Genomic DNA, 18,299 nt, shown 5'->3' on the forward strand with positions numbered 1-18,299 from the left:
AAGGAGAACCACGCCTCGTGCACGCCTCGTAGGCTGGTCGACCTCTCGATTCCCTGTCAACGCCGCACCGCTGTGGGAAGCGGGTCGATGACCCGGCTCGGAAGCGCGACGCCGCGTGCTGTCGACCCCGCGTGTCCCCGGCGAGCCACTCCCGAGGCCGGTGGCGTCCGCCATCCCGACGTGGCCTTGGATGCGTCAACCGACGTCGATCATGATCTTGCCACTGGTGTTGCCGCTCTCGACGGTGGCGTGCGCGTCGGTCGCCGTGGCCAGGGTGAACCGCCGGGGGTCGAGAACGGGTTTCAGCCCGCCCGCGTCAGCCAGGGCCGCGGCTTGGCGGAGGATTTCACTATGGTGCTCGCGTCCCTCGCCGGTCAGCAGCGGTAGCAAGGTGAAGATCCCGGAATAGCTGGCTCCGCGGAACGACAGGGGTGCGAGGCTGTGGGTGCCCCAGCCCAGAGTGCTGACCACATGACCGGTGTACGTACGGACCGCAGTGAATGACTGGTCGAGAGTGGAGCCGCCGACGCTGTCGAAGACCACGTCGAAGCCCTCACCGGCGGTGTGCTCAGCGACGTAGTCCGCGACTGCCGTGGTGGTGTAGTCGATCGGAGTCGCCCCGAGCCGCGCGATGGTCGCGAGGCTCCGAGCCGACCCGGTGGCAAAAACCTGCGCATTCCTGGCGCGGGCGAGCTGGATGGCGACGTGGCCGACGCCGCCGGCGCCCCCATGAACCAGCACCCGTTGGCCGGCGTCGAGCCGCGCTCGGTCCACCAGCCCCTCCCACGCGGTGATGACGGCCAGCGGCAGGGCCGCTGCCTCCCGCGGAGTCAGCGACTCCGGCTTGTGTGCGAGCAACCGGGTATCCACGGCGGCGAACTCGGCGAGCGATCCCTGGAGGTCCCCGACACCGCCGGTCAGCCCGTACACCTCGTCACCGGCGGCGAAGTCCGTGACATGCGGGCCGACCTCCGCGACCACCCCGGCGAGGTCCATACCGAGTACGGCCGGCGGCTGGCTCCGGGCGTGTGCGGCCCTTCCGGCGCGGATCTTGGTGTCCAGCGGGTTGACGCCGCTGGCCGTGACGCGGACCAGCACCTGTCCGTGACCCGGCACGGGAGTCTCCGTCTCCTCCAGGACCAATGGGCCGCCGAATTCTTTGAGCAGTACCGCACGCATGGCGCCACCTCTTCGGTGTGTAGGGCGACGAGCGGTCGCCTCGTCCGACCCGCGGCCCGACGTACCTGGGCTCGGGCGAACGGATGGCCCGCTCCTGCGGCATGCGTCGTGCCGGACGGTAACGGCGCGGGCCCCCCGTCCCATAGTGCCTCGACGTGCGACACCCCGGACAGGGGACCGATCTGCCGCGTGGCCAGGTTTGGTCCGCCAAGTAAGCGCCGCGGCTGTGGGGCCGGTCGTCGGGCTTGCGCTCGTGGCGAGCCCGGGCGGGTTTCCAGAGGTCGCCTGGCTCGCCGCCGTCTCGTGGGCTGTCGCGGCCACGCTGTTGATGCTCCTCGGTCGCGCCGCGTCCGGCCCGCCGCGGGCGGTCACACCGGCTCGCCTGGCGGTCGGCGTGGTCCGCGAAGACCACGCCCTGCTGCGGTTCGCCCTCGCGAGCGGCCCCGCCACGCTGCTGACTACCGAGGCAGCGGTTGTCGTGCCGCTGTCCGTGTCCGACGGTCGCTTGACCACCCTCTTCCTTTCCGCCGGTGCGCTCTGCGCGGCGGCCGCCCAGTTCCCGTTGTGGCGACCAACGCTGATCCGCCACGGCCTGGCACTGGGTTTCGGGCTCGCGGGCGTGCTGCATGGGCTGGCGCAAGGAGCTCTCTTAACGGCCTTGTTCCACCACATCCGCCAGCTCACGCCACCCGGACTCAACGGGGCGTACTTCGGCGCGGTCAACTTCGTCTCCGGAGTGGCCGCGCTCGCCGGCAAGGCCACCATCCGCCCTCCCTCCTAGTGGGGGTGGGCCGCCGCAGTCTGGTCCGGCGTCGCCGGTTCTCCTCAGCCCGTCGGGCTTGAAAGCGGGGACGGGGACCGTGCGCCACCCCCGCCGTCTACCTGTCGTGTCGCCAACCCTGCTCCCGGTCGAGACCTGGAAACCCGAACCCGCTGTCGGCTCCTTGAGGTCATCGAGGCCGACCAGACTCGGCTCGTCCTCGACATGCCAGTAGCTGTCGTGCCGCTCGGGATCCCGCGGTCTGGGATGTCCAGTCGACGGGTGAACGACAGGCCAGGACTCCTCCAATGCGGCCCAAGCCGCCTCGACATCCGCGACGCGATTTGTGCGAGCAACGGCCTTCGCACCGTGGCCCTGGAGACTAGAGCGTCACCGGCGCCAACGGTGTCACACCTGCTGCGGGGACGTAGCCCTGTCCGCGTCGCAGCTGTAGCTCCTGGGACTCCTTCGTTCGTCCTATGTGGGCGCCCACCCAGCTGGTCGGCTCATCGGCCGGCGACCTCCGAACGCTCGAAACGTGGAAGCCGCTTCCATGTGTCGGAAGCGGCTTCCATCTCGGTTGAGCGGAGCGGACTTCAGCCAACTGGAGCGAGCGCGCGCCGCCGGCGTACCGTTCGTACGACCATCACGACCCAGGCCACCGCGGCGATCACGCCCGCGAGAACGAAGCCCGTCATGAGCAGCCAGGTCGACCCGCCGGCCGCGGCGAAGACGCCGTTGCGGGCGCCCGTGTCACGCACGGGCACGAAATCGCCCACCGCCAGGCCGTCGGGGTCGTCATAGAGAATGACGTCGGTCCGCTGCCCCCCGCCATCGGTAGCCGCGAAATCGCCATACCACGTGCAGTTGCGCCGCCCGCACTCCTCGCGCACCACGGTGAACGTTCCTGGCGTGCCGTCTCCGGCCTTCGCCTGCCATGCCGGAACCAGATCGAAAGCGCCGAAGAACAGGGCTGCGACCGCAATCACGGGCAGCCCGATCCAGACAAAGACCTTCGTCCGCCATTTATTGATCTTCTCGGAGTTTGCCACGGCGAAGGAAACTAGCGGATCATGGCACGCCGACGCTACCCGGTGCCCACGCCGCCATCGCGCCCGTCTGGATCAACGAAATCGTACGCCGGCAGCCGACAACGTTCGCGCTCCGGCTCGCGCCGGAGTCGGGCGCGTTCGGGGCAGCGGGCTTCGAGCAACGCCCGCTGCGCCGATGAGAGGTAACCCTCCGTCCTCACCGTGGCCTGGATGGGCTCGGACAGCCCGGGGGGCAATCCGAGTCCGCACCATCGTCCACTGAGGATGGTCACCAAAGAGGGCGCCACCCTGGTCTGGGAGAGCGTTGTCGAGGCCGCGCACTGCTCCACCCGCGCAGGTCGGAGTGCATCATCGAGCACCAACTGCGGCGCCTTTGGTAACGGTGTAGCGACACGCGCACGGATGCAAAGAGGCCGGCTCCCTCGCTCCGAGGAAACCGGCTCACCTGCCTAGCTAACTACCGTGTGGGCGACACTGGGATTGAACCAGTGACCTCTTCCGTGTCAAGTTCTGGCAGCACGGCGGGATGCGGTCTCGTACGACGTCGGCCGGTGTCTCGCAAGCGCTGGCGGTCCGGTCCCGCGCGGGGTCGGTTGCTGTACTTCCCTGCTGTACTCCCCGAACCACTTGTCACTCAGCCGGATGGGGAGATCGGGCACGCCAGGGCTCGTCCCACGTTGCCCACAGCCGTGACTCTTCGACGACCTCGGCACCGACACTTAACAGCACACAGAGCACAGCGGTTAGCTTGGCGAAGACAACTGTCGACGAGCCGTACCGACCCTCGACGATGCCAGTAAAGACCAAGCCGCCACCGAGCATCGCGTTCGCGGCGCCGAGCGCGCCGCGATACTCAGGCTCAGTCAGACCAAGCGTGGCGTGCTCGCCCGGCACTGCCAGGGTGCCCGGCGTCGGATCGAGTGAGAACGTACCGTCACGTCCCTCAGCTACACGGCCGACGAGCAGCCCGTACGAGGACGGGTGCCCCAGTCGACCGCGGTACTCCACGCCGATCGCGCCCACGCTCGCCGGGATCGGGCCTTCGTCGCCTGTCCAGACGACAAGCTGTGCGTGTTGACTGCGCACAATCAGGCGATGCACGGGGCCACCGTAGCGCCAGCGCTTCATGACTCCTTGACCCCCAGGCAACCAACAGGGTCCGATGACCTCACCCGCGAGCAGGGCTGGCCAGCGGAACGGTCCGTCAGCGTCCACACGGGCCGGCGGGATCTACTGAGGCCGAGACGGGTGGGCGGCGCGCGCACTGGCAGGGCAGGCCGGGGCCTGCCCGGTAACAACCGGCCCGAGGGGTCGTAGAGGCTCCAAGGTCAAGGGCGGCCCGGAGGGCCGTTCGGGCCGCTTGAAAGGGCGTGCGTGGTTCTGCCGACCGCGGACCAGGCAGGGACGGGCCCGCCAGGGACCGGCCCGTTGCGCGCGGGAGCGAGCGGTCGTGCCCCAGACGGACGCGCGCCCAAATGCCTTCGTTCCTATCGCTTGATCCGGCGGCGCAGCGAGCGGGCGCCGTCGTCGAGTTGCTGCCGGATGAGCGCCGGCGTGAAGCGGCGCAGTGGCCGGACCGGCTCGGGGCGCGGGCGGGTGATCGCCGGCGAGACCGACTCGGTGTCTGGGTCCAGGTCGTTGATCAAGCGGTCCAGGTGGCCGACCAGCGCGCCGTTGACGCGCCAGATCGCCGGTTCGGTCTTGGCGTCTTCCTGGAGTTGGTAGGTGCACTCGTCGCGCAGGAAGCGGGCCCGGCGTAGCGCGTGCCGCAGGGGCTCGGGGCTCGGCGGTGGCGCGCTGACGTCGGAGGCGATCACGACGCCGAACGCCAGTACCGCGTCGGCGATCGCGTCGAGCAGGCGCGACACGCTGAGCGTCACCCACGGTCCCGGAGGGATCGGGGCGCAATCGCCGGAGCGGCGGTCGAGCAACGCGCGGGAGACGCCGCGCAGGGAGATCGTGCAGAACTCGAGCGCGGTGAGGCCGGGGCGCATGGTGACGGGGATGTGTGCGGTGCGCATGGCGCGCGGGTTGAGGCGCACGCTGTCTTCCGCCTGGGTGAGGGCGGTGCGGGCGGTGGTGATGAGTTGCTCGATGTTGCGGGCGCGGCGCAGGCTGTCGGCCGCCCGGTCAGCTGTCCAGTCCGACTGCACCCAGCCCGCCATGTCGCGCAACTGTTTGCCGATCTCCGCGGCCAGCTTGCCGATCGCGTTGCCGGCGGGCTGGACGTAGACCCTCGGCAGGGCGACGCTCACCACCACGGCGACGCCGGCGCCGATCAGGGTCTCGTAGACCCGTTCCATGCCGACGTTGGTGTTGCCCGCGACGGCGAGCACCAGCATCGCCGAGATCGGTACTTCCAGGGCGTGGTCACCGAGACGGAGCGCGTAGGCGATTGTCATGGATGCCACGACTGTCACGCCAAGGCTCCACCAGTGCAGGCCGAAGATGCTCGACAACAGGACCGCGACCAGGACGCCGGCGATCACGCTGCCGATGCGTTCCCAACCCGAGCGGATGCTCTTGATCGGGGTGACCTGCACGACCAGCAGCGCGGTCAGCGCGGCGACGATCGGCGGCTCTTTGGCGGAGAGGGGTTCGGCCAGGACGAACGCCAGGACGGTCGCGAGCGCCACCTTGATCGTCCGGAGGCCCGGGATCGGTTCCTGGCCCCGCATCCGGGCCCAGAAGCGGCGGCTGCGGGAGGCGGTGGGTGCGATGTCGGCGGGGTCGGCCGGGGCCAGCAGGTCACCGGTGATTCGGACGCTGTCGCTCGCGATGCGGCGTGCCTTGGCCGCGGGTCGGGCAACCGCGCCCGACCGGCCGTGTCGCGAGCCTCTCGACATGCCCCTCCCGACCAGTTGTCACGACTGATCGAGTTTACCGGCGGGGCCCCTTCCCCGGGCCGTGCCGGCGCAGGAGAGGGGCCCCTGGATGCGGACTGCCGGAGGCTCAGCCGCAGTGGTCCGGTAGGTGTCTCACCGTACGTTCCGCAGCAGATGCGCGCAAGAAGTTTATCTATGCGTTGCAAGAATCAGACTGCAAGTGCTTTTGGGAATGCGCAGAGTGGTCGTTGCGTTGCGCTGGAGGCACGCTAGGGAAAGGCTTTGATCATGAAGGTACGCACTTCGCTCCGCTCCCTCCGCCGCAAGCCAGGCGCGAAGGTCGTCCGGCGCCGCAACCGCATCATGGTGCTCAACCGGAAGAACCCGCGTTGGAGCGGGCGCCAGGGTTAGTTTTCCGGCCCACGAAGAACGTGCGCGGGGTGCGGTCGTCAGAGGTCACCTCGGTGACCGCCTCCGCCGCGAAGCCGTGTTGCCGCAACAGCCGCAACCAGGTGTCGCGCGGGAACAGGCCGGTCACATGGGTCTCCTGGGCCGCGCTGATCCCGCCGTCGGCGTCGCGCAGCAGGAACGCGTAATCGGTCCTGGTGGTGGTGTCGGTCGGGTCGGGGTCGTAGGTCCAACTCAGGTAGCGCGCCGCGCGGCCGTCGTCGCCGTCGACCCCGCCGTGGTCGGTGTCCGGCTCGAAGGTCTCCTTGACGTCGTCGGGCACGAGCACCACGCGGTCGGCGTGCGCCGCCGCGGTCGCGATGGCCTTGCTCAGGTCACCTTCGGTGGTCATGTAGGTGATCGCGTCGTGGATGAAGACGGCATCGAACGCCCTGCCGAGGCGCAGGTCGCGCATGTCGCCCCGGTGATGCGGCAACTCTGGGTTGATCTTCCGCGACTGCTCCAACATCCCCGGCGCGATGTCGACGAGCGTGAGATCAAACTGCTTCTTCAGGTGTACGGCGTTGTGCCCGCCGCCGCTCCCCAGCTCGAGCACGGTGCGGGCGCCGCACAGCAACGAGGCCGCGAAGGCGGCCTCCTCGGCGTATTCGTCGGCCGGCGAGATCAGCGGCCACCAGGGTGCGAGGTCACCGTAGAAGCGATGCTCGGTCACGCTCCGATTCTCCCAACCCTGTCGCCCCATTTCTCGGCGTCCGTTTTGCCCGCTTGGCCGCGACGACGCGCCGGGGGTACCCCGAGTTGGCAGTTGCCGGGGGCCTCGGCTAAAGTTCACATCCGTCGCCAGGAACAACAAGGCGACATGCGGACGTAGCGCAGTTGGTAGCGCATCACCTTGCCAAGGTGAGGGTCGCGGGTTCGAGTCCCGTCGTCCGCTCGGCACGTCGAGGCAAGACCTCGGTGGAGTGGCCGAGAGGCGAGGCAACGGCCTGCAAAGCCGTCTACACGGGTTCAAATCCCGTCTCCACCTCGCACAAAAGCGAGGGCGATTGGCGCAGTGGGAGCGCGCTTCCTTGACACGGAAGAGGTCACTGGTTCAAACCCAGTATCGCCCACCAGCTCAGAGGCCATGTCCCATTGATGGACATGGCCTCTTTCGCGTCCTGAGTAACTAACTGAGTGACTACGGTTCTTCGGCTGTCGCGTGCGCAAAGATCTTGTCCATAGTCGCGGCGCCGTGGAGCAGCACCGGGCGCAGCTCGTGCCGGTAGACCGCCTCCGTCACCCGCGTTCCGGCGTGGCCCACGAGCGGCGCGATCTCCTCGACGGTGACGCCGGCCTCCGACATGAGGGACACGAAGCTGTGCCGTAGTTCCCGTGGCGTCCAGTCCCTCGGGTTGAGGCCCGCGGCCTTGATCACGCGTCGGAATGCGCGGCGGACGTTGGCCGGGTCGAGCTGGGTCCCGACCGTGCTCGTGAAGACGAGATCGCTCTCGTGCCAGTCCTTGCCCGCGGCCTTCCGATCTTCAATCTGCCGGTCGCGCTGGCGGGTGAGGGCGACGACGCAGCGCTTCGGGAGCGCGAGGGTGCGGCGGGACTTGCGGGTCTTAGTGTCGCCACCCTCCCGGACCGAGCGCCAGACCATCACAGACGGCGGTACGGGCGGGATCTGCTCCGGTCTGCCGATGAGGTCGACGTGATCCCAGCGGAGCGGCCGGAGTTCTTCCGTGCGTGCACCGATCAGCATCGAGAGAACGATGTATGCCTCAAGAGCGGTCCCGTCCGCAGCGTCGAGAAGCGCTTGCGCCTCGACGAGGGTGAGCGACTTCGAGGGGCGCCCTTCCTGGCCCTTCGGGATGGCGCAGAGTTCGACGACGTTGCGCTTCACCTTGTCCCGCGCCATGGCGCGACGGACAGCGCGGTTGAGCATGGAGTGGAGGATGCCAACAGTGCTGCTGCTGAGCGTCTTCGCGTTGGCGGCGAGCCACTTCTCGACGTCCTGGGCGCTCAATTCGCGTAGCTTTCTCGCGCCGACCTCCGGAACCACATGGGTCGCGGCCAACGTCCGGTACTTGTCGATGGTGGCTTGCGAACGATTGCTGAGACCGTAGGCGAGCCAGTCGTTCACCGCGTCGGCAACGGTGTATCCGGTCGCTGCGATGGCCAGCCCGTCTTCGTAGTCGCGGATGACTTCCTTGAGCTTGGCTTTCGCTTCGGTCTTGGTCTTGCCGCTTCCCCGCCGGACGATCCGCTTGCCCGCAGGGGTGTAGCCGATGGTGACGGAGGCGATCCAGCGTTGCCGCTTCTTGTCCCAGTGCAGTCCGCCGTCGCCCCGGCTGCGTCGTTCGGTCATGCCGCTTTCCTTTCGCTGGCTTCGGATTCGAGGAGGGCGACGTATTCGGCGATGGCGCTTGCCGGGACGAGTCGCGTCCGTCCCTGGGTCACGGTGCGGAGGCGACCGGACCGGATCTGCTCGTAGATGACGGAGCGGCTGAGGCTGAGTAGCCGCATCGCCTCTGGGACGCGGTACATCGCCTTCGGTTGATCTCCGTCGCCCGGTATCAGCCGCAACGGTTGTGTCGCTTGTTCTTCCACGGGGTCGCCTCCTCTCAGCGGTTGCCATCGCGGTGGATGCGGAGTGCTTCGTTGATGAGGTGTGCGCCAAAGCGCAGCCGTAGTCCGGTGGCGTCGCAGCGTCGGCAGGTTCGGAAGGTGCGTCCTAAGCGGCGCCGGATGAGGCCGGTTCCGCCGCATGTACGGCAGCGGCGGAACGGGGCGATCCAGCACAGGGTGAGGTAGCAGACGGTGAGCAGGGGCAGGGCAGCGCAGCCGATGCTTCCTAGCAATGTCGAGTGGTCCATGACCTTCTCCGGCGGGTTTGAGGAGGGGTGGAGCGCTGACCGCTAGAGCGCTAACGGCCAGCAGGAGGCCGGTTCGAGGTGCTAGCAGCGGTGCTAGGTCTTGCACGGAGGAGCGCTAGACCTAGCACCGTGCAGCGGCTATGCCGCGTCTTGCCCGCGGTTGCGTTCGGTGATGGCGGCGATGAGGTGTGCGTGTTCGAAACCGCGCCGGTTTGCGCCCTTGCCGGTGAATGCGTCGCTGCCCCAGATCTGAGTGACCCGCACGCCGAAGGGCTTGAGTGCGACGGTGACCCTTTCGCCGTCCCATCCGGCGTAGACGTCGGGGCGTAGCTCGGCCAGGCGGGCTGCCACGGTCTCGCACCACACCTTCGCTTCTCCGGTAGGCACTACCGCGGCGATGTCGTCGAGCAACGAGACGGATGCGGCGATGGCCTTGAGTGCGCGGACGTCGCCGATGGCGTGACCAGTCAGCGTTCCCGCCTTCTGTCGCAGGGCTTTGGCGCGTGCGACAACGGTTTCCGCTGCCGGTCCGTCCACATAGTAGGTCCGGGTGATCTGCGGGTCTTCAGATTCACCTGCGAGATAGCCGATTCCGAGGTCGCGTCGGCTGAACATGGTGGCGCGGATGCCGTTGCGGTAGGCGCTGGTGCCGAGCACCATGTCGTTCTCCATCTGGCCCATGACTTTGAGGCAGAAGCGGAGTACGGCGTTTCCGGAGATGCCTGTCGGTAGCGACTTGGCGTCGGGGCGTTGGGTGGCGAAGACGGCGATGATTGCGGCGGCCGGTCCGCGGCGCACGAGGTCTTCCGCTATCGCTCGCAGCTCGTCGCCGTAAACGGGGTGTTCGAACCACCGTTGGCATTCGTCGGCTACCAGGACGATCGGGTGTAGTCGGAACGTCCGGCGTGCGGCGAGTTCCGGGGTTACTTTCGACTCCGGGCACACCTCTCGCGGCAATGCCCGAATGGCCTTGCTACGCCGTGTCAGCTCTTGGGCCAGCTCGCGCATGTCGGCTAGGCCGTAGGCGATGTCGTCGTCTTCGGAGCCGGCGCGGTAGCGGTGGCAGACCGGTTCCAGAGGCGCGAAGTCGCCCATGCCTTTGAGGTCGTAGGCGTGGATCTCGGCCAGCACATCCAGCGATGCGCCAAGGAGAAGCAGGCGAGCGGCGAAAGTCTTGCCGACACGGGGAATCGAGCCGATGACCATCGAGGCAAACATGAGCGTGACGACAACGGGGCGCCCCCGGTGGTCGGTGCCGAACGGGATCGGCTTGAACAGGTCGACCGTTCCCGCCTTCAACAACGGCCAGACCGGACGACGCGACTTGGCGAGGTCTTCGTCCCCGACCCACAGCACCAACCGCCCGGGGTGGACGTCGAGGTTGCCGTCGGGCCAGACGCAGCCGAGTGGACGTCCAAGCGCGGACGCGAGTTCCTTGCGCCGGTCGGCGACCTGGTCGACGGTCGTGCCGGGCGGCAGGTCGACAACGGCGCGCCAGCCGGGACCGTCACGGCTGATCGGTTCGACGAACCGGACGGCTTCTTTGGCGCCCTTCTTCGCGTACGCCTGGTTGATGCTCGCGACACCGATCGAGCCGAGCGCCGCGAGAACCACGTCGGAGGTGAGCTTCGGCGATCGGCCGGTGGACACGGCAGCGTCGAGCAGGGGCCGATCGGCGGGAGCGCCGATGGCACCGAGCAACGCGACTGCCGCCGTGAGCGCGATCCACCAGTGCTCTCGGGTGCCGAGCAGCAACAGCAGCGCTAGGCCGCTGAGCGCGACGCTGCCGGCCGAAAGCGCGAGCAGGGTGCGTAGCCGCACCCGAGCGTCGCGTTGCCGGGAGAGCTTCAGGTATTCCTCTGCGTTCTCCCGCCGCACCGCTGCCGCGCGCACCGGGCCGCCTTCGGCGTCGCTGACCCACCAGGCGGTCCCGGTCGTGAGCCGGACGACTCCGCGCGGTGCGCGGAGGACCAGTCGGACGGCGTACTTGGGGATGCGGATGAGGTGGTAGACAACTACGTGTGCGGAGAAGCCGAGCAGCCACCGGGTCTGTATCGACAGCTCCGGCCACGACCGTGCCCACGCGGGCACGACGGGGCGCCGCTTCGACGTCCGGATTCCCGCGACGCTCCACCGCTGCGAGTCGTCGGCGTCCGGCCCGTCGACCGGCACGGCGTGCCGATCGGTTCGTGCCGCGTCCAGGTCGACGATCTCGGCTTCATGCCGGTCCCAGTCGAAGTCTTCGGGGTTTGCCATGATGGTTGTTCCTCCGTCGATGTCCAGATGGGTTGACCGGGGGCCGGGGCGCGGCGGGTGGTTTGCGAGGCCGGTTGGCCGCGCCCCGGGCGTGGTCAGCGCTCGATGTCGTCGATGGCTTCGCCGTCGCCGCGAGTCAGCGTCGCGGCGAGTTCGTCGTAGGAGCCGGTGTCGAAGGCGGTGACGAACTCGGCCGCGCCGACCGGCAACGAGGCGTCGACGGTTTCGCCGCGGGTCGAGATGACCTTGATGCGCTGGAAGCTCGTGGCCGCGACCTCGATGTCAGGCAGGACGCTGACGACGTACTTGGAGACCGGGCAGGCCAAGCCGTCTTCGCGCAGCCCCGTCCATCCGCCGGCGAGCAAGGTGTCCGCGACCTCATCCGCCGTCGCGCCGAGTGCGGCAAGCGCTTTGGTCAAGCGCTGATACGTCTTGCTCATCGAGTCGTCTCCTTCGCGTGTGCATTGGCTTTGGGCTTTGAGGCTTTGAGGTGGCGACGCACGGTCCGGTCGGTCACGCCGACCCGCCGCGCGATGTCCGCCGTGGACATGTCCGGGTGTCGGTCGCGTATCCGGCGGACGGCGGTACCTGTGTCCTGCGTCGGAAGTGGCTTCCGGGTGGCGGGCCTGCGAGCCGGACGCTTGCGCGACGGCTGAGGCGCCGCGTCGGAGGCCTTGTTCGGCGACAGGTCCGGGACAACCTCAGGGGCCGCGTCCGGCGTGCTGTCCGTGTCCGGTGTCGTCGCTGGCACCGCGTCGACCGGCGCCGCGTGCGGCTGCATGCGTCCGGCCAGCTCGACCAGGCACACGGACGCGACGACGACCACGCCGTCTACGGACAGCGGGATGAGATGGGACGCGAGCCCCTGTTCGCCGTAGCGGGCGGCAACCGCGACCATGTGGGTGTAGGACACCCACGCGGCGATGCCGGCGATCAGTGCTGTCGCGGACAGCCGCACCACGGCCAGTGACCGTCGATGCACCGGGACCCGCGAGATCAGCTCGACGGTCAGCAGCAGCGCGAGCGGCGGCCACGCCGAGATGGCTTGCGAGATCGGGTTCGGGTCGGCGTGCAGCATGTTGGCCGCGACCGAAGCCGCGACGCCCAGGGCCAGGGCGCCGCGGACTCCCCACCGGACACGAACCAGATGCCGATCGGTCATCGGTCACCGCCGAGCGCCGCCCCGACGGTCGCCATCCCGGACCGGACGCCGTCGATGATGGCGTGCGCCGGTCCGGCGAGGATGCCGTCCGAGCCGGCGACGACCAGCCCGAGCATGAACGCCAGCACCGCCGCGAACGCGATCCGGCCACGGGTCCGCCGGTCGACGAACAACGTCGCGAGCAGGACGATCAAGATCAGGGAGAAGATGCCCAAACTCATCGGAGGCTCCTTTCCGCGTACGGAGGTGTGTGGTCACGCGGCATCGCCGAACACCTCGCCCACTCGGGAGTGCACGAGAGCCGCGACCTCGCGGAGGACCCGGCGCTCCGCGGCACGTAGGCGGTGCCAGTCGCGGACCGTCGGCTGAGGTTGAGCGGTCAGAACGCGAATCTCGGCCGCGACGAGTGCCATCTCCGCCTCGATGAGCGGCCACTCGCTCTGAATCGCGGCGAGTTCGGCGCTCGACGGTCCGTCGTCGCTCGGCTTGGAACGAACAGGCTTCACGGCGATCTCCTTGGTACGAACTACAAGCTGACGTTGTATTCGAGCTAGTGCGTACGCCGCGAACGAGCGGATGGTTGTGACGTACGCTCCCCGGTGATGGCCGAGACGACCGGCGAGTTGCCTACCGACTGGTGGACCACCGAGGACGTGTTGGCGTACCTGCGTTCAGTGGGTGCGCCGATTAGCCGCGTGACGTGGGCTGCTTACGTGTCCCGTGGCCAGGCGCCCGCCGCGGACCGCATGTTCGGCCGGTCCCCCGCGTGGCGACCGGCGTCGATCCGGTCGTGGCAGGCGTCGCGTCCGCGTCGCGGATCGGTTGCCGTGGAGTCGAACATCGTGTCTTCACCTCCTTCGGTTGCGCGTCGTTCCGGTGAGGACAAGTCAACCGGGAAACGTCCGCGCCGCCGATGAGGCAAGTGACCATCGCCGATGCACAGCGGATGCAGTGTCGGTGCAGTTCGCCGCCGAGCAGGCGGAAGGCCCCAAGCGAGGTTCGCTCGGGGCCTTCCGGCCATCCGTCGCTAGCGAGGCGGACGGAGAGCCTCCCAAGCGATGTCCAGGTAGTCATGCAGGTTGCCGACATCGTCGGCGTTGAGGAACGCTATGGCCGGTGCGTGGCCGGGCGCGTAGTAGCCGAGTTCGACGCCGTCACCGTTCGCTGACCGTGTCAGCGTGACCGAGATCTGGTCGGTGCCGTCCGAGTGCAGTTCGCCGACGCACTGCGCGTGAAACCCGTTGCCGTGCGAGTGGTTGGCGCCGCACCAGGCGGGGCAGTCCGAGCCATTGACGCCGGTAGGCGTGGATTCTGTCGTCATGCTTCCCTCACCTTCGTGCCCGATCGATTAGCTCGCATACACGTCTAGACGAATATACCACCCGACGTCTAGTCGGACCTACGTACGGTGATCTCATGATCACGCCATCCCGCGAAGGCGCCGCATACATGCAGCTCGCCGCGGTGTTGCGTGACCGCATCCGCAACGGGACCCTCCCATCGGGCGGGCGGATGCCTTCCGAGAAGGATCTCCATGACGAGTTCGGCCTAGCGCGGGAGACCGTCCGCCGCGCCCTGGCGGTCCTACGCCAGGAAGGCTTGATCGAAGTCCGGCAAGGTCACGGCACCTACGTCGTCGACACGCCACCGGAGGTCAAGCTTCACCGCGGTGACAGCGTCACATCGAGCACGGCGCTCACCGTCACCCGAGCGTCAGGGGATTCCGAGACCTTCCCGGCCGGCACGAACCTAACGGTCGCCGACTAGGCACACGGATGGACCGCCGTCGCGCAGCCTTCGATCGCAAGGCTTCGCGATGAGCCAACCCGCGCGGCACACCGTCATCGACCAATGGACAGGCCGATACGCCAGCGCGCTCCAAGCCGCACTGCGCATGTCACAGGACGAGATGGCCGCACTCATCGGCGTCGCCAAGCGAACCGTTGCGGCGTGGCACGAGCGGCCGGCGATCGTCATCCGGCCCGAGCTCCAACGAGCGCTCGACACCGCCTACGAGCGGGCGGACGAGTCAGTCAAGGTGCGCTTCGCGCGGCAACTCCGCGCCGACGACCGAGCCGAGATCGAAGCCGCACCCAGCAGCGTCACGCTCACTGTCGCGATCGCCGTGGTCACCAACGAAACCGACGTCCTACTCGTCTGCCGACGCGAAGACGATCCGAACGGCATCACCTGGCAGTTCCCCGCGGGCATCGTCAAGCCAGGCGGGAACTCCCGGACCGTCGCCATCCGAGAAACCCTTGCAGAGACCGGCATCCACGCCTCCGTGGTCCGGGAACTCGGAAGCCGCATCCACCCCATCACCGGCGTCTTCTGCGAGTACTTCCTCTGCCTCTACCTCACCGGCCGGGTTGAGAACCGCGACACCGCCGAAAACGTCGACGCGGTCTGGATTCCACGGCAACGCCTCGACGACTTCATCCCCGCCGACCGCCTCTACCCACCCATACAGCAAGCACTGAACGAGGAGCCATGACCGAGCCCATCCGACCCACCATCGCCGCCGCCGTCATCATCGACGACGGCCGGCTTCTCCTTGTTCGCCGACGCGTCAGCGAAGGCCAACTCTCATGGCAGTTCCCAGCCGGCGAAGTCGAACCAGGCGAGTCCAATGAGGACGCAGCAGCACGTGAGGCTTACGAAGAGACTGGATTGACGGTCCGAGCGACGAAGTCGCTCGGAAGTCGCGTCCACCCGAACACCGGCCGGACCATGGACTACATCGCATGCGACCGGGTCGACGGGACCGCCTTCGTCGCCGACGAAGAAGAGTTGGCCGAGGTGGCGTGGTGCGACCGCGCCACCGTAGCCAAACACGTGCCCTACCCGTTCTATGGCCCAGTTCAGGAGTACCTAGACGCAGCGCTGCGCTGACCTCAGCCGGCGAGCAAGTCAGCCAGGCGAGACCGGACCACGCCATCGTGGAAGTGGTCCGGCAACGGCACCCCACCGACCGACTGCCGCCCCGATGCCACGTGATCGAGGCTGGCAGACGGCAGCCGCTCGGCCAACTCGACACAAGCTCGCGCGTACTTCCGAGCCTCGTCTGCTTGACCAGCCTCGCGCAGCCTCACAGCAAGCGCGTACGCGTACTCCGCCGCGGAGCGCTCTTCCTCGTAGAACAGCTCCTCGTCGTACAGCCCCTGCAACTCGGCGATCGTCGGCGCCCCGTCGTCAGCGGCCACTAGAAGAGGAACTTTTCGGCCACCGTCTGGTAGTCGTGCAACTCCGAACCGTCGAACCACAGGTCGACCTCGTACTTGGCCTCGTCCGGCTTGCCTGACGCGTGCACAAGGTTCGCGGCAGCCGTGTGCTTCGACTCGGTGTAAGCCTTCGAGGTGTGCGCGAAGTCCCCACGGATCGTGCCGGGCGTAGCCTCGTTCGGGAACGTCACACCAACCAGACGACGGACGGTCGCTACGGCCTCGACGCCCTCCAGTACCAGGGCGATGACCGGCCCGGTCTGCATGAAGTTCGCGGTGACGTCGAAGACCGACTTGCCGAACCGCTCCTCCAGGTCGAAGTAGTGCTTCTTCGCCAGCTCAGCGTCGATCTGCACCATCTTCGTTCCGACGATCTTCAGACCAGCGTCCTCAAACCGTTGGAAGATCCGACCAACCAGACCGCGTGCAACCGCGTCTGGCTTCAGCAGTACGAGGGTCCGCTGTAGCGCCGCCATGTGTTCGCTCCTGAGTTCCGAAGATCGGGCAACGCCTACAGCCTGCCCGATGTCCGTAGGGATCCGCTTGCTGGGGTCAGGAGGCACGTATGGGATGCCACTGTTTGGTTCCCCAAGCGGGGTCGACCTTTGAAGCCGGCCACAGGATCGCTTCGTACAGCGTTGCCCTGCGTGGCGTCCTCATCTACTCCCGATCACGAACAGATCCCCAGTTTGTTCTACCACTGCAGCCCTCACTGCAAAGAGAAGCGAGTCCAGCAACATCATTCGGAGAGCGTCCGGCGTATTAGTGCCCACTTCGGCACGCGCACGGGCAGCCTGCTGGCTCCGGTGGGTTACATGTGGTTGCACAATTGCTACGTGGGCGTTGTCTTGCGGTCCCCTGTAGCGCAGCATCTCCAGAAGTTCGCCGCGGTCAGTTGTCCTCCGACCATCGGTCCAACAGGCAGGCCGGGCGATCGAAGGCCTCGCTAGCCGCAATTCCAGGTGCTCGCCAGAGATGTAGCGAACGTTCTTTACAGCTTGGCTCGCCACTACCTCATACGGTCCAACGGCTATTTGCCTGCGTGGGCTAATGCTGCCAGCACCCTTGACATGTATAAGAGTGAGTTTGCCATCCGGGTCCAAGTGGACGAAGTCAGAAACTTCGCCTGCACCGTCGTCACAAGTGAGCCAACCATGCGTATAGGAGTTTACTACCCACCCAAACAGCGAGTCATCGCCTTCGCCGCCAATCGCGTCGTGAATCTCCTGTGTGCTAGCTACGCGATCTTGATCTATCAGGGGCTTCTCGGCAGTTACCCGATAGCCCGAGAAGTCTTCGAATCTCCAGTTCGGAAATGCCGCCGACCGAATCTCCATCTTCCACATCTGGGAGTTAAGGAAGGCGTGTCCGGACTGATAGTGGGCGGTCATCAGATCTTGGCCATGATCTCTGAGCGCGTCGAGAATTGGCCGAACAGAAGGGAGATTGGTGGGATCGCCATCAAAACCGAATTTGCAGACAAGCCTATTTCGAACTTCCCTCACAAAGCACTTCAACGTTCCGCCGAGAGAACCATCCAATCCTACATGCAAACGGAAATCGATGCCTTTCGGATCGCCCTCTACCTCGATGAGAGCTTGCTGCAACAGGGCAGCGGCCGACACTCTTTCCTCGCTCACGCCAACCACCGACAAATCCTCTGGCTGCAAAAACGAGACGTCGAACGCGCTTGTAACCGAAGAGAGGTCTTCTTCTCGCTGAGCCAGCAAAGGATAGGGATCATCTGGGGCGGCTTGGTCAGCCATCGCCTCTTCTACTAGAACGAGTGCTTCGTTCGCTTGCGCGAAGAAGTGGGCCACGCCGTCTGAACCCGAGCCCCACATCCGAGACTTGTCCGGCGCAGCGCCAACTGTGCCTCTTAGTGCAACGAGGCCGGCGTCACGAGGCACCTCCGCTCTAGCAGCGCTCATGGCGAAAGAACCATCACCTGGAACTAGTAGATCTTCGACTCGGGTACCGCTCAGCGCCTTGGTGTCTGCCTTGGTGGATCTCTTCGAATGGATTCCGCGCAGCCAAATGCTCCGGGTTTGACTCCCACGCAAGAATGCTGCTTTTGAGAAAGCCTCTGGTATCCGCTGGTACTGTTTTCTGACGGGCTCATCGAGCCAACGCTGCATCGACTCTTTGATTGATTCAAAATCTGTATAGAAGGCGATCAACCGACCTCGCCTCAATCCAAGGAACAGTCTGTAGCTGACGTTCGTGTAGGGGACATCGGATGCCATCCACGAGGGGTGCTTGTCGTGGCGGAGAATGAATGCATCGACTTGGTATAGATCGTCGCTGAGCCAGGAGAGGTCGGGCGACTTGCGTAGGGCTTCGCCAATGCCGTCTGCGACAACGTTGCGGACGTCATCGCGGCGTTTTCGACTTCTCCGTCTGACTTCCGCCATGAATCGGTCGAATGCTCTCGGCTTGTCCTCGGCCTCGATCTGGACAATGGTGAGCGACAGAAATGGGCGAAGCAACGTCAGAGCGACCGGCTGAACGCTCTCAACTTCGTCCATCTATTGAGCGTATCTAACCGAACCCACCGCCTCGCGTCCAAGTAACTCGA

21 protein-coding genes and 3 tRNA genes are annotated in these 18,299 nt (G+C 66.7%); 8 read left to right on the forward strand and 16 right to left on the reverse strand.

All coding sequences use genetic code 11. The features are described 5' to 3' along the window. Positions 1-195 precede the first annotated feature (195 nt). Positions 196-1,179, reverse strand: coding sequence for a zinc-dependent alcohol dehydrogenase family protein (locus tag AB0J74_RS15985; RefSeq protein WP_363448511.1), 984 nt, complete (start codon positions 1,177-1,179; stop codon positions 196-198). Between the two features lie 253 nt (positions 1,180-1,432). Here AB0J74_RS15985 and AB0J74_RS15990 point away from each other — a divergent pair, with 253 nt between their 5' ends. Further along, a complete protein-coding gene (locus AB0J74_RS15990) occupies positions 1,433-1,960 on the forward strand; it encodes a hypothetical protein (protein WP_363448512.1) in 528 nt (175 codons plus the stop codon). A gap of 575 nt (positions 1,961-2,535) precedes the next feature. Here the strand turns inward: AB0J74_RS15990 and AB0J74_RS15995 are convergent. From AB0J74_RS15995 to AB0J74_RS16005, 3 genes are all read right to left on the reverse strand, one after another. Further along, the gene (locus tag AB0J74_RS15995) at positions 2,536-2,991 is read right to left on the reverse strand and encodes a hypothetical protein (protein WP_363448513.1); all 456 of its coding nucleotides are present in this window, start codon (positions 2,989-2,991) and stop codon (positions 2,536-2,538) included. Positions 2,992-3,621: 630 nt separating this feature from the next. Beyond that, a complete protein-coding gene (locus tag AB0J74_RS16000; protein ID WP_363448514.1) occupies positions 3,622-4,119 on the reverse strand; it encodes a hypothetical protein in 498 nt (165 codons plus the stop codon). Between the two features lie 359 nt (positions 4,120-4,478). Further along, a complete protein-coding gene (locus tag AB0J74_RS16005) occupies positions 4,479-5,837 on the reverse strand; it encodes an aromatic acid exporter family protein (protein WP_363448515.1) in 1,359 nt (452 codons plus the stop codon). A 267-nt stretch (positions 5,838-6,104) separates the two neighbouring features. Here AB0J74_RS16005 and AB0J74_RS16010 point away from each other — a divergent pair, with 267 nt between their 5' ends. Further along, positions 6,105-6,227, forward strand: coding sequence for a 50S ribosomal protein L36 (locus AB0J74_RS16010; RefSeq protein WP_116069511.1), 123 nt, complete (start codon positions 6,105-6,107; stop codon positions 6,225-6,227). Here AB0J74_RS16010 and AB0J74_RS16015 read toward each other — a convergent pair. Continuing rightward, positions 6,187-6,936, reverse strand: coding sequence for a class I SAM-dependent methyltransferase (locus AB0J74_RS16015; protein WP_363448516.1), 750 nt, complete (start codon positions 6,934-6,936; stop codon positions 6,187-6,189). The genes AB0J74_RS16010 and AB0J74_RS16015 overlap by 41 nt on opposite strands. 149 nt (positions 6,937-7,085) lie before the next feature. On the opposite strand from AB0J74_RS16015, the gene AB0J74_RS16020 reads away from it, so the two are divergent. From AB0J74_RS16020 to AB0J74_RS16030, 3 genes are all read left to right on the forward strand, one after another. Further along, positions 7,086-7,158 (forward strand) — tRNA-Gly (locus AB0J74_RS16020). A gap of 22 nt (positions 7,159-7,180) precedes the next feature. After that, positions 7,181-7,251: transfer RNA gene (locus AB0J74_RS16025), tRNA-Cys, on the forward strand. A 13-nt stretch (positions 7,252-7,264) separates the two neighbouring features. Continuing rightward, a tRNA-Val gene (locus AB0J74_RS16030) sits at positions 7,265-7,339 on the forward strand. Between the two features lie 65 nt (positions 7,340-7,404). On the opposite strand, the gene AB0J74_RS16035 is transcribed toward AB0J74_RS16030, so the two are convergent. From AB0J74_RS16035 to AB0J74_RS16070, 8 genes are all read right to left on the reverse strand, one after another. Further along, positions 7,405-8,574, reverse strand: coding sequence for a site-specific integrase (locus AB0J74_RS16035; RefSeq protein ID WP_363448517.1), 1,170 nt, complete (start codon positions 8,572-8,574; stop codon positions 7,405-7,407). Further along, entirely contained in the window at positions 8,571-8,753 is a 183-nt protein-coding gene (locus AB0J74_RS16040; protein ID WP_363448919.1) for a helix-turn-helix domain-containing protein, read from the reverse strand. The genes AB0J74_RS16035 and AB0J74_RS16040 overlap by 4 nt, the downstream gene beginning before the upstream one ends. Positions 8,754-9,220: 467 nt before the next feature. Then, entirely contained in the window at positions 9,221-11,254 is a 2,034-nt protein-coding gene (locus tag AB0J74_RS16045) for a cell division protein FtsK (protein WP_363448518.1), read from the reverse strand. A 179-nt stretch (positions 11,255-11,433) separates the two neighbouring features. Beyond that, complete coding sequence (locus AB0J74_RS16050; RefSeq protein WP_363448519.1) at positions 11,434-11,778, reverse strand: hypothetical protein; 345 nt, start codon at positions 11,776-11,778, stop codon at positions 11,434-11,436. Next, positions 11,775-12,500, reverse strand: a complete 726-nt coding sequence (locus tag AB0J74_RS16055; RefSeq protein ID WP_363448520.1) for a DUF2637 domain-containing protein — start codon at positions 12,498-12,500, stop codon at positions 11,775-11,777. Before AB0J74_RS16055 ends, AB0J74_RS16050 begins: the two co-directional genes overlap by 4 nt. Then, complete coding sequence (locus tag AB0J74_RS16060; protein ID WP_203718968.1) at positions 12,497-12,721, reverse strand: hypothetical protein; 225 nt, start codon at positions 12,719-12,721, stop codon at positions 12,497-12,499. The genes AB0J74_RS16055 and AB0J74_RS16060 overlap by 4 nt, the downstream gene beginning before the upstream one ends. Positions 12,722-12,754: 33 nt before the next feature. Continuing rightward, positions 12,755-13,006: a DUF6284 family protein gene (locus AB0J74_RS16065; protein ID WP_363448521.1), complete on the reverse strand. Its 252-nt coding sequence runs from the start codon at positions 13,004-13,006 to the stop codon at positions 12,755-12,757. Positions 13,007-13,527: 521 nt separating this feature from the next. Continuing rightward, positions 13,528-13,821 (reverse strand): hypothetical protein, encoded by a 294-nt coding sequence (locus tag AB0J74_RS16070; protein WP_363448522.1) that lies wholly within the window; start codon positions 13,819-13,821, stop codon positions 13,528-13,530. A gap of 95 nt (positions 13,822-13,916) precedes the next feature. Between AB0J74_RS16070 and AB0J74_RS16075 the strand changes: the two genes are divergently transcribed. The 3 genes from AB0J74_RS16075 to AB0J74_RS16085 all read left to right on the forward strand — a co-directional run bounded on the left by AB0J74_RS16075 (position 13,917) and on the right by AB0J74_RS16085 (position 15,392). Further along, entirely contained in the window at positions 13,917-14,267 is a 351-nt protein-coding gene (locus tag AB0J74_RS16075) for a GntR family transcriptional regulator (protein WP_203718966.1), read from the forward strand. A gap of 127 nt (positions 14,268-14,394) precedes the next feature. Continuing rightward, positions 14,395-14,994, forward strand: a complete 600-nt coding sequence (locus AB0J74_RS16080) for an NUDIX hydrolase (RefSeq protein ID WP_363448523.1) — start codon at positions 14,395-14,397, stop codon at positions 14,992-14,994. Continuing rightward, positions 14,991-15,392, forward strand: coding sequence for an NUDIX hydrolase (locus tag AB0J74_RS16085; protein ID WP_363448524.1), 402 nt, complete (start codon positions 14,991-14,993; stop codon positions 15,390-15,392). Before AB0J74_RS16080 ends, AB0J74_RS16085 begins: the two co-directional genes overlap by 4 nt. A 2-nt stretch (positions 15,393-15,394) precedes the next feature. Here the strand turns inward: AB0J74_RS16085 and AB0J74_RS16090 are convergent, their stop codons facing one another. From AB0J74_RS16090 to AB0J74_RS16100, 3 genes are all read right to left on the reverse strand, one after another. Next, positions 15,395-15,703 carry a hypothetical protein gene (locus AB0J74_RS16090; protein ID WP_363448525.1) on the reverse strand — a complete coding sequence of 103 codons (309 nt, stop codon included), beginning with the start codon at positions 15,701-15,703 and terminating at the stop codon, positions 15,395-15,397. Beyond that, positions 15,703-16,197, reverse strand: coding sequence for a nucleoside-diphosphate kinase (locus AB0J74_RS16095; RefSeq protein ID WP_363448526.1), 495 nt, complete (start codon positions 16,195-16,197; stop codon positions 15,703-15,705). Before AB0J74_RS16095 ends, AB0J74_RS16090 begins: the two co-directional genes overlap by 1 nt. Before the next feature lie 180 nt (positions 16,198-16,377). Then, positions 16,378-18,249 (reverse strand): hypothetical protein, encoded by a 1,872-nt coding sequence (locus AB0J74_RS16100; RefSeq protein WP_363448527.1) that lies wholly within the window; start codon positions 18,247-18,249, stop codon positions 16,378-16,380. Positions 18,250-18,299 lie beyond the last annotated feature (50 nt).

This window comes from Asanoa sp. NPDC049573, assembly GCF_040676615.1.
GTDB lineage: Bacteria > Actinomycetota > Actinomycetes > Mycobacteriales > Micromonosporaceae > Asanoa.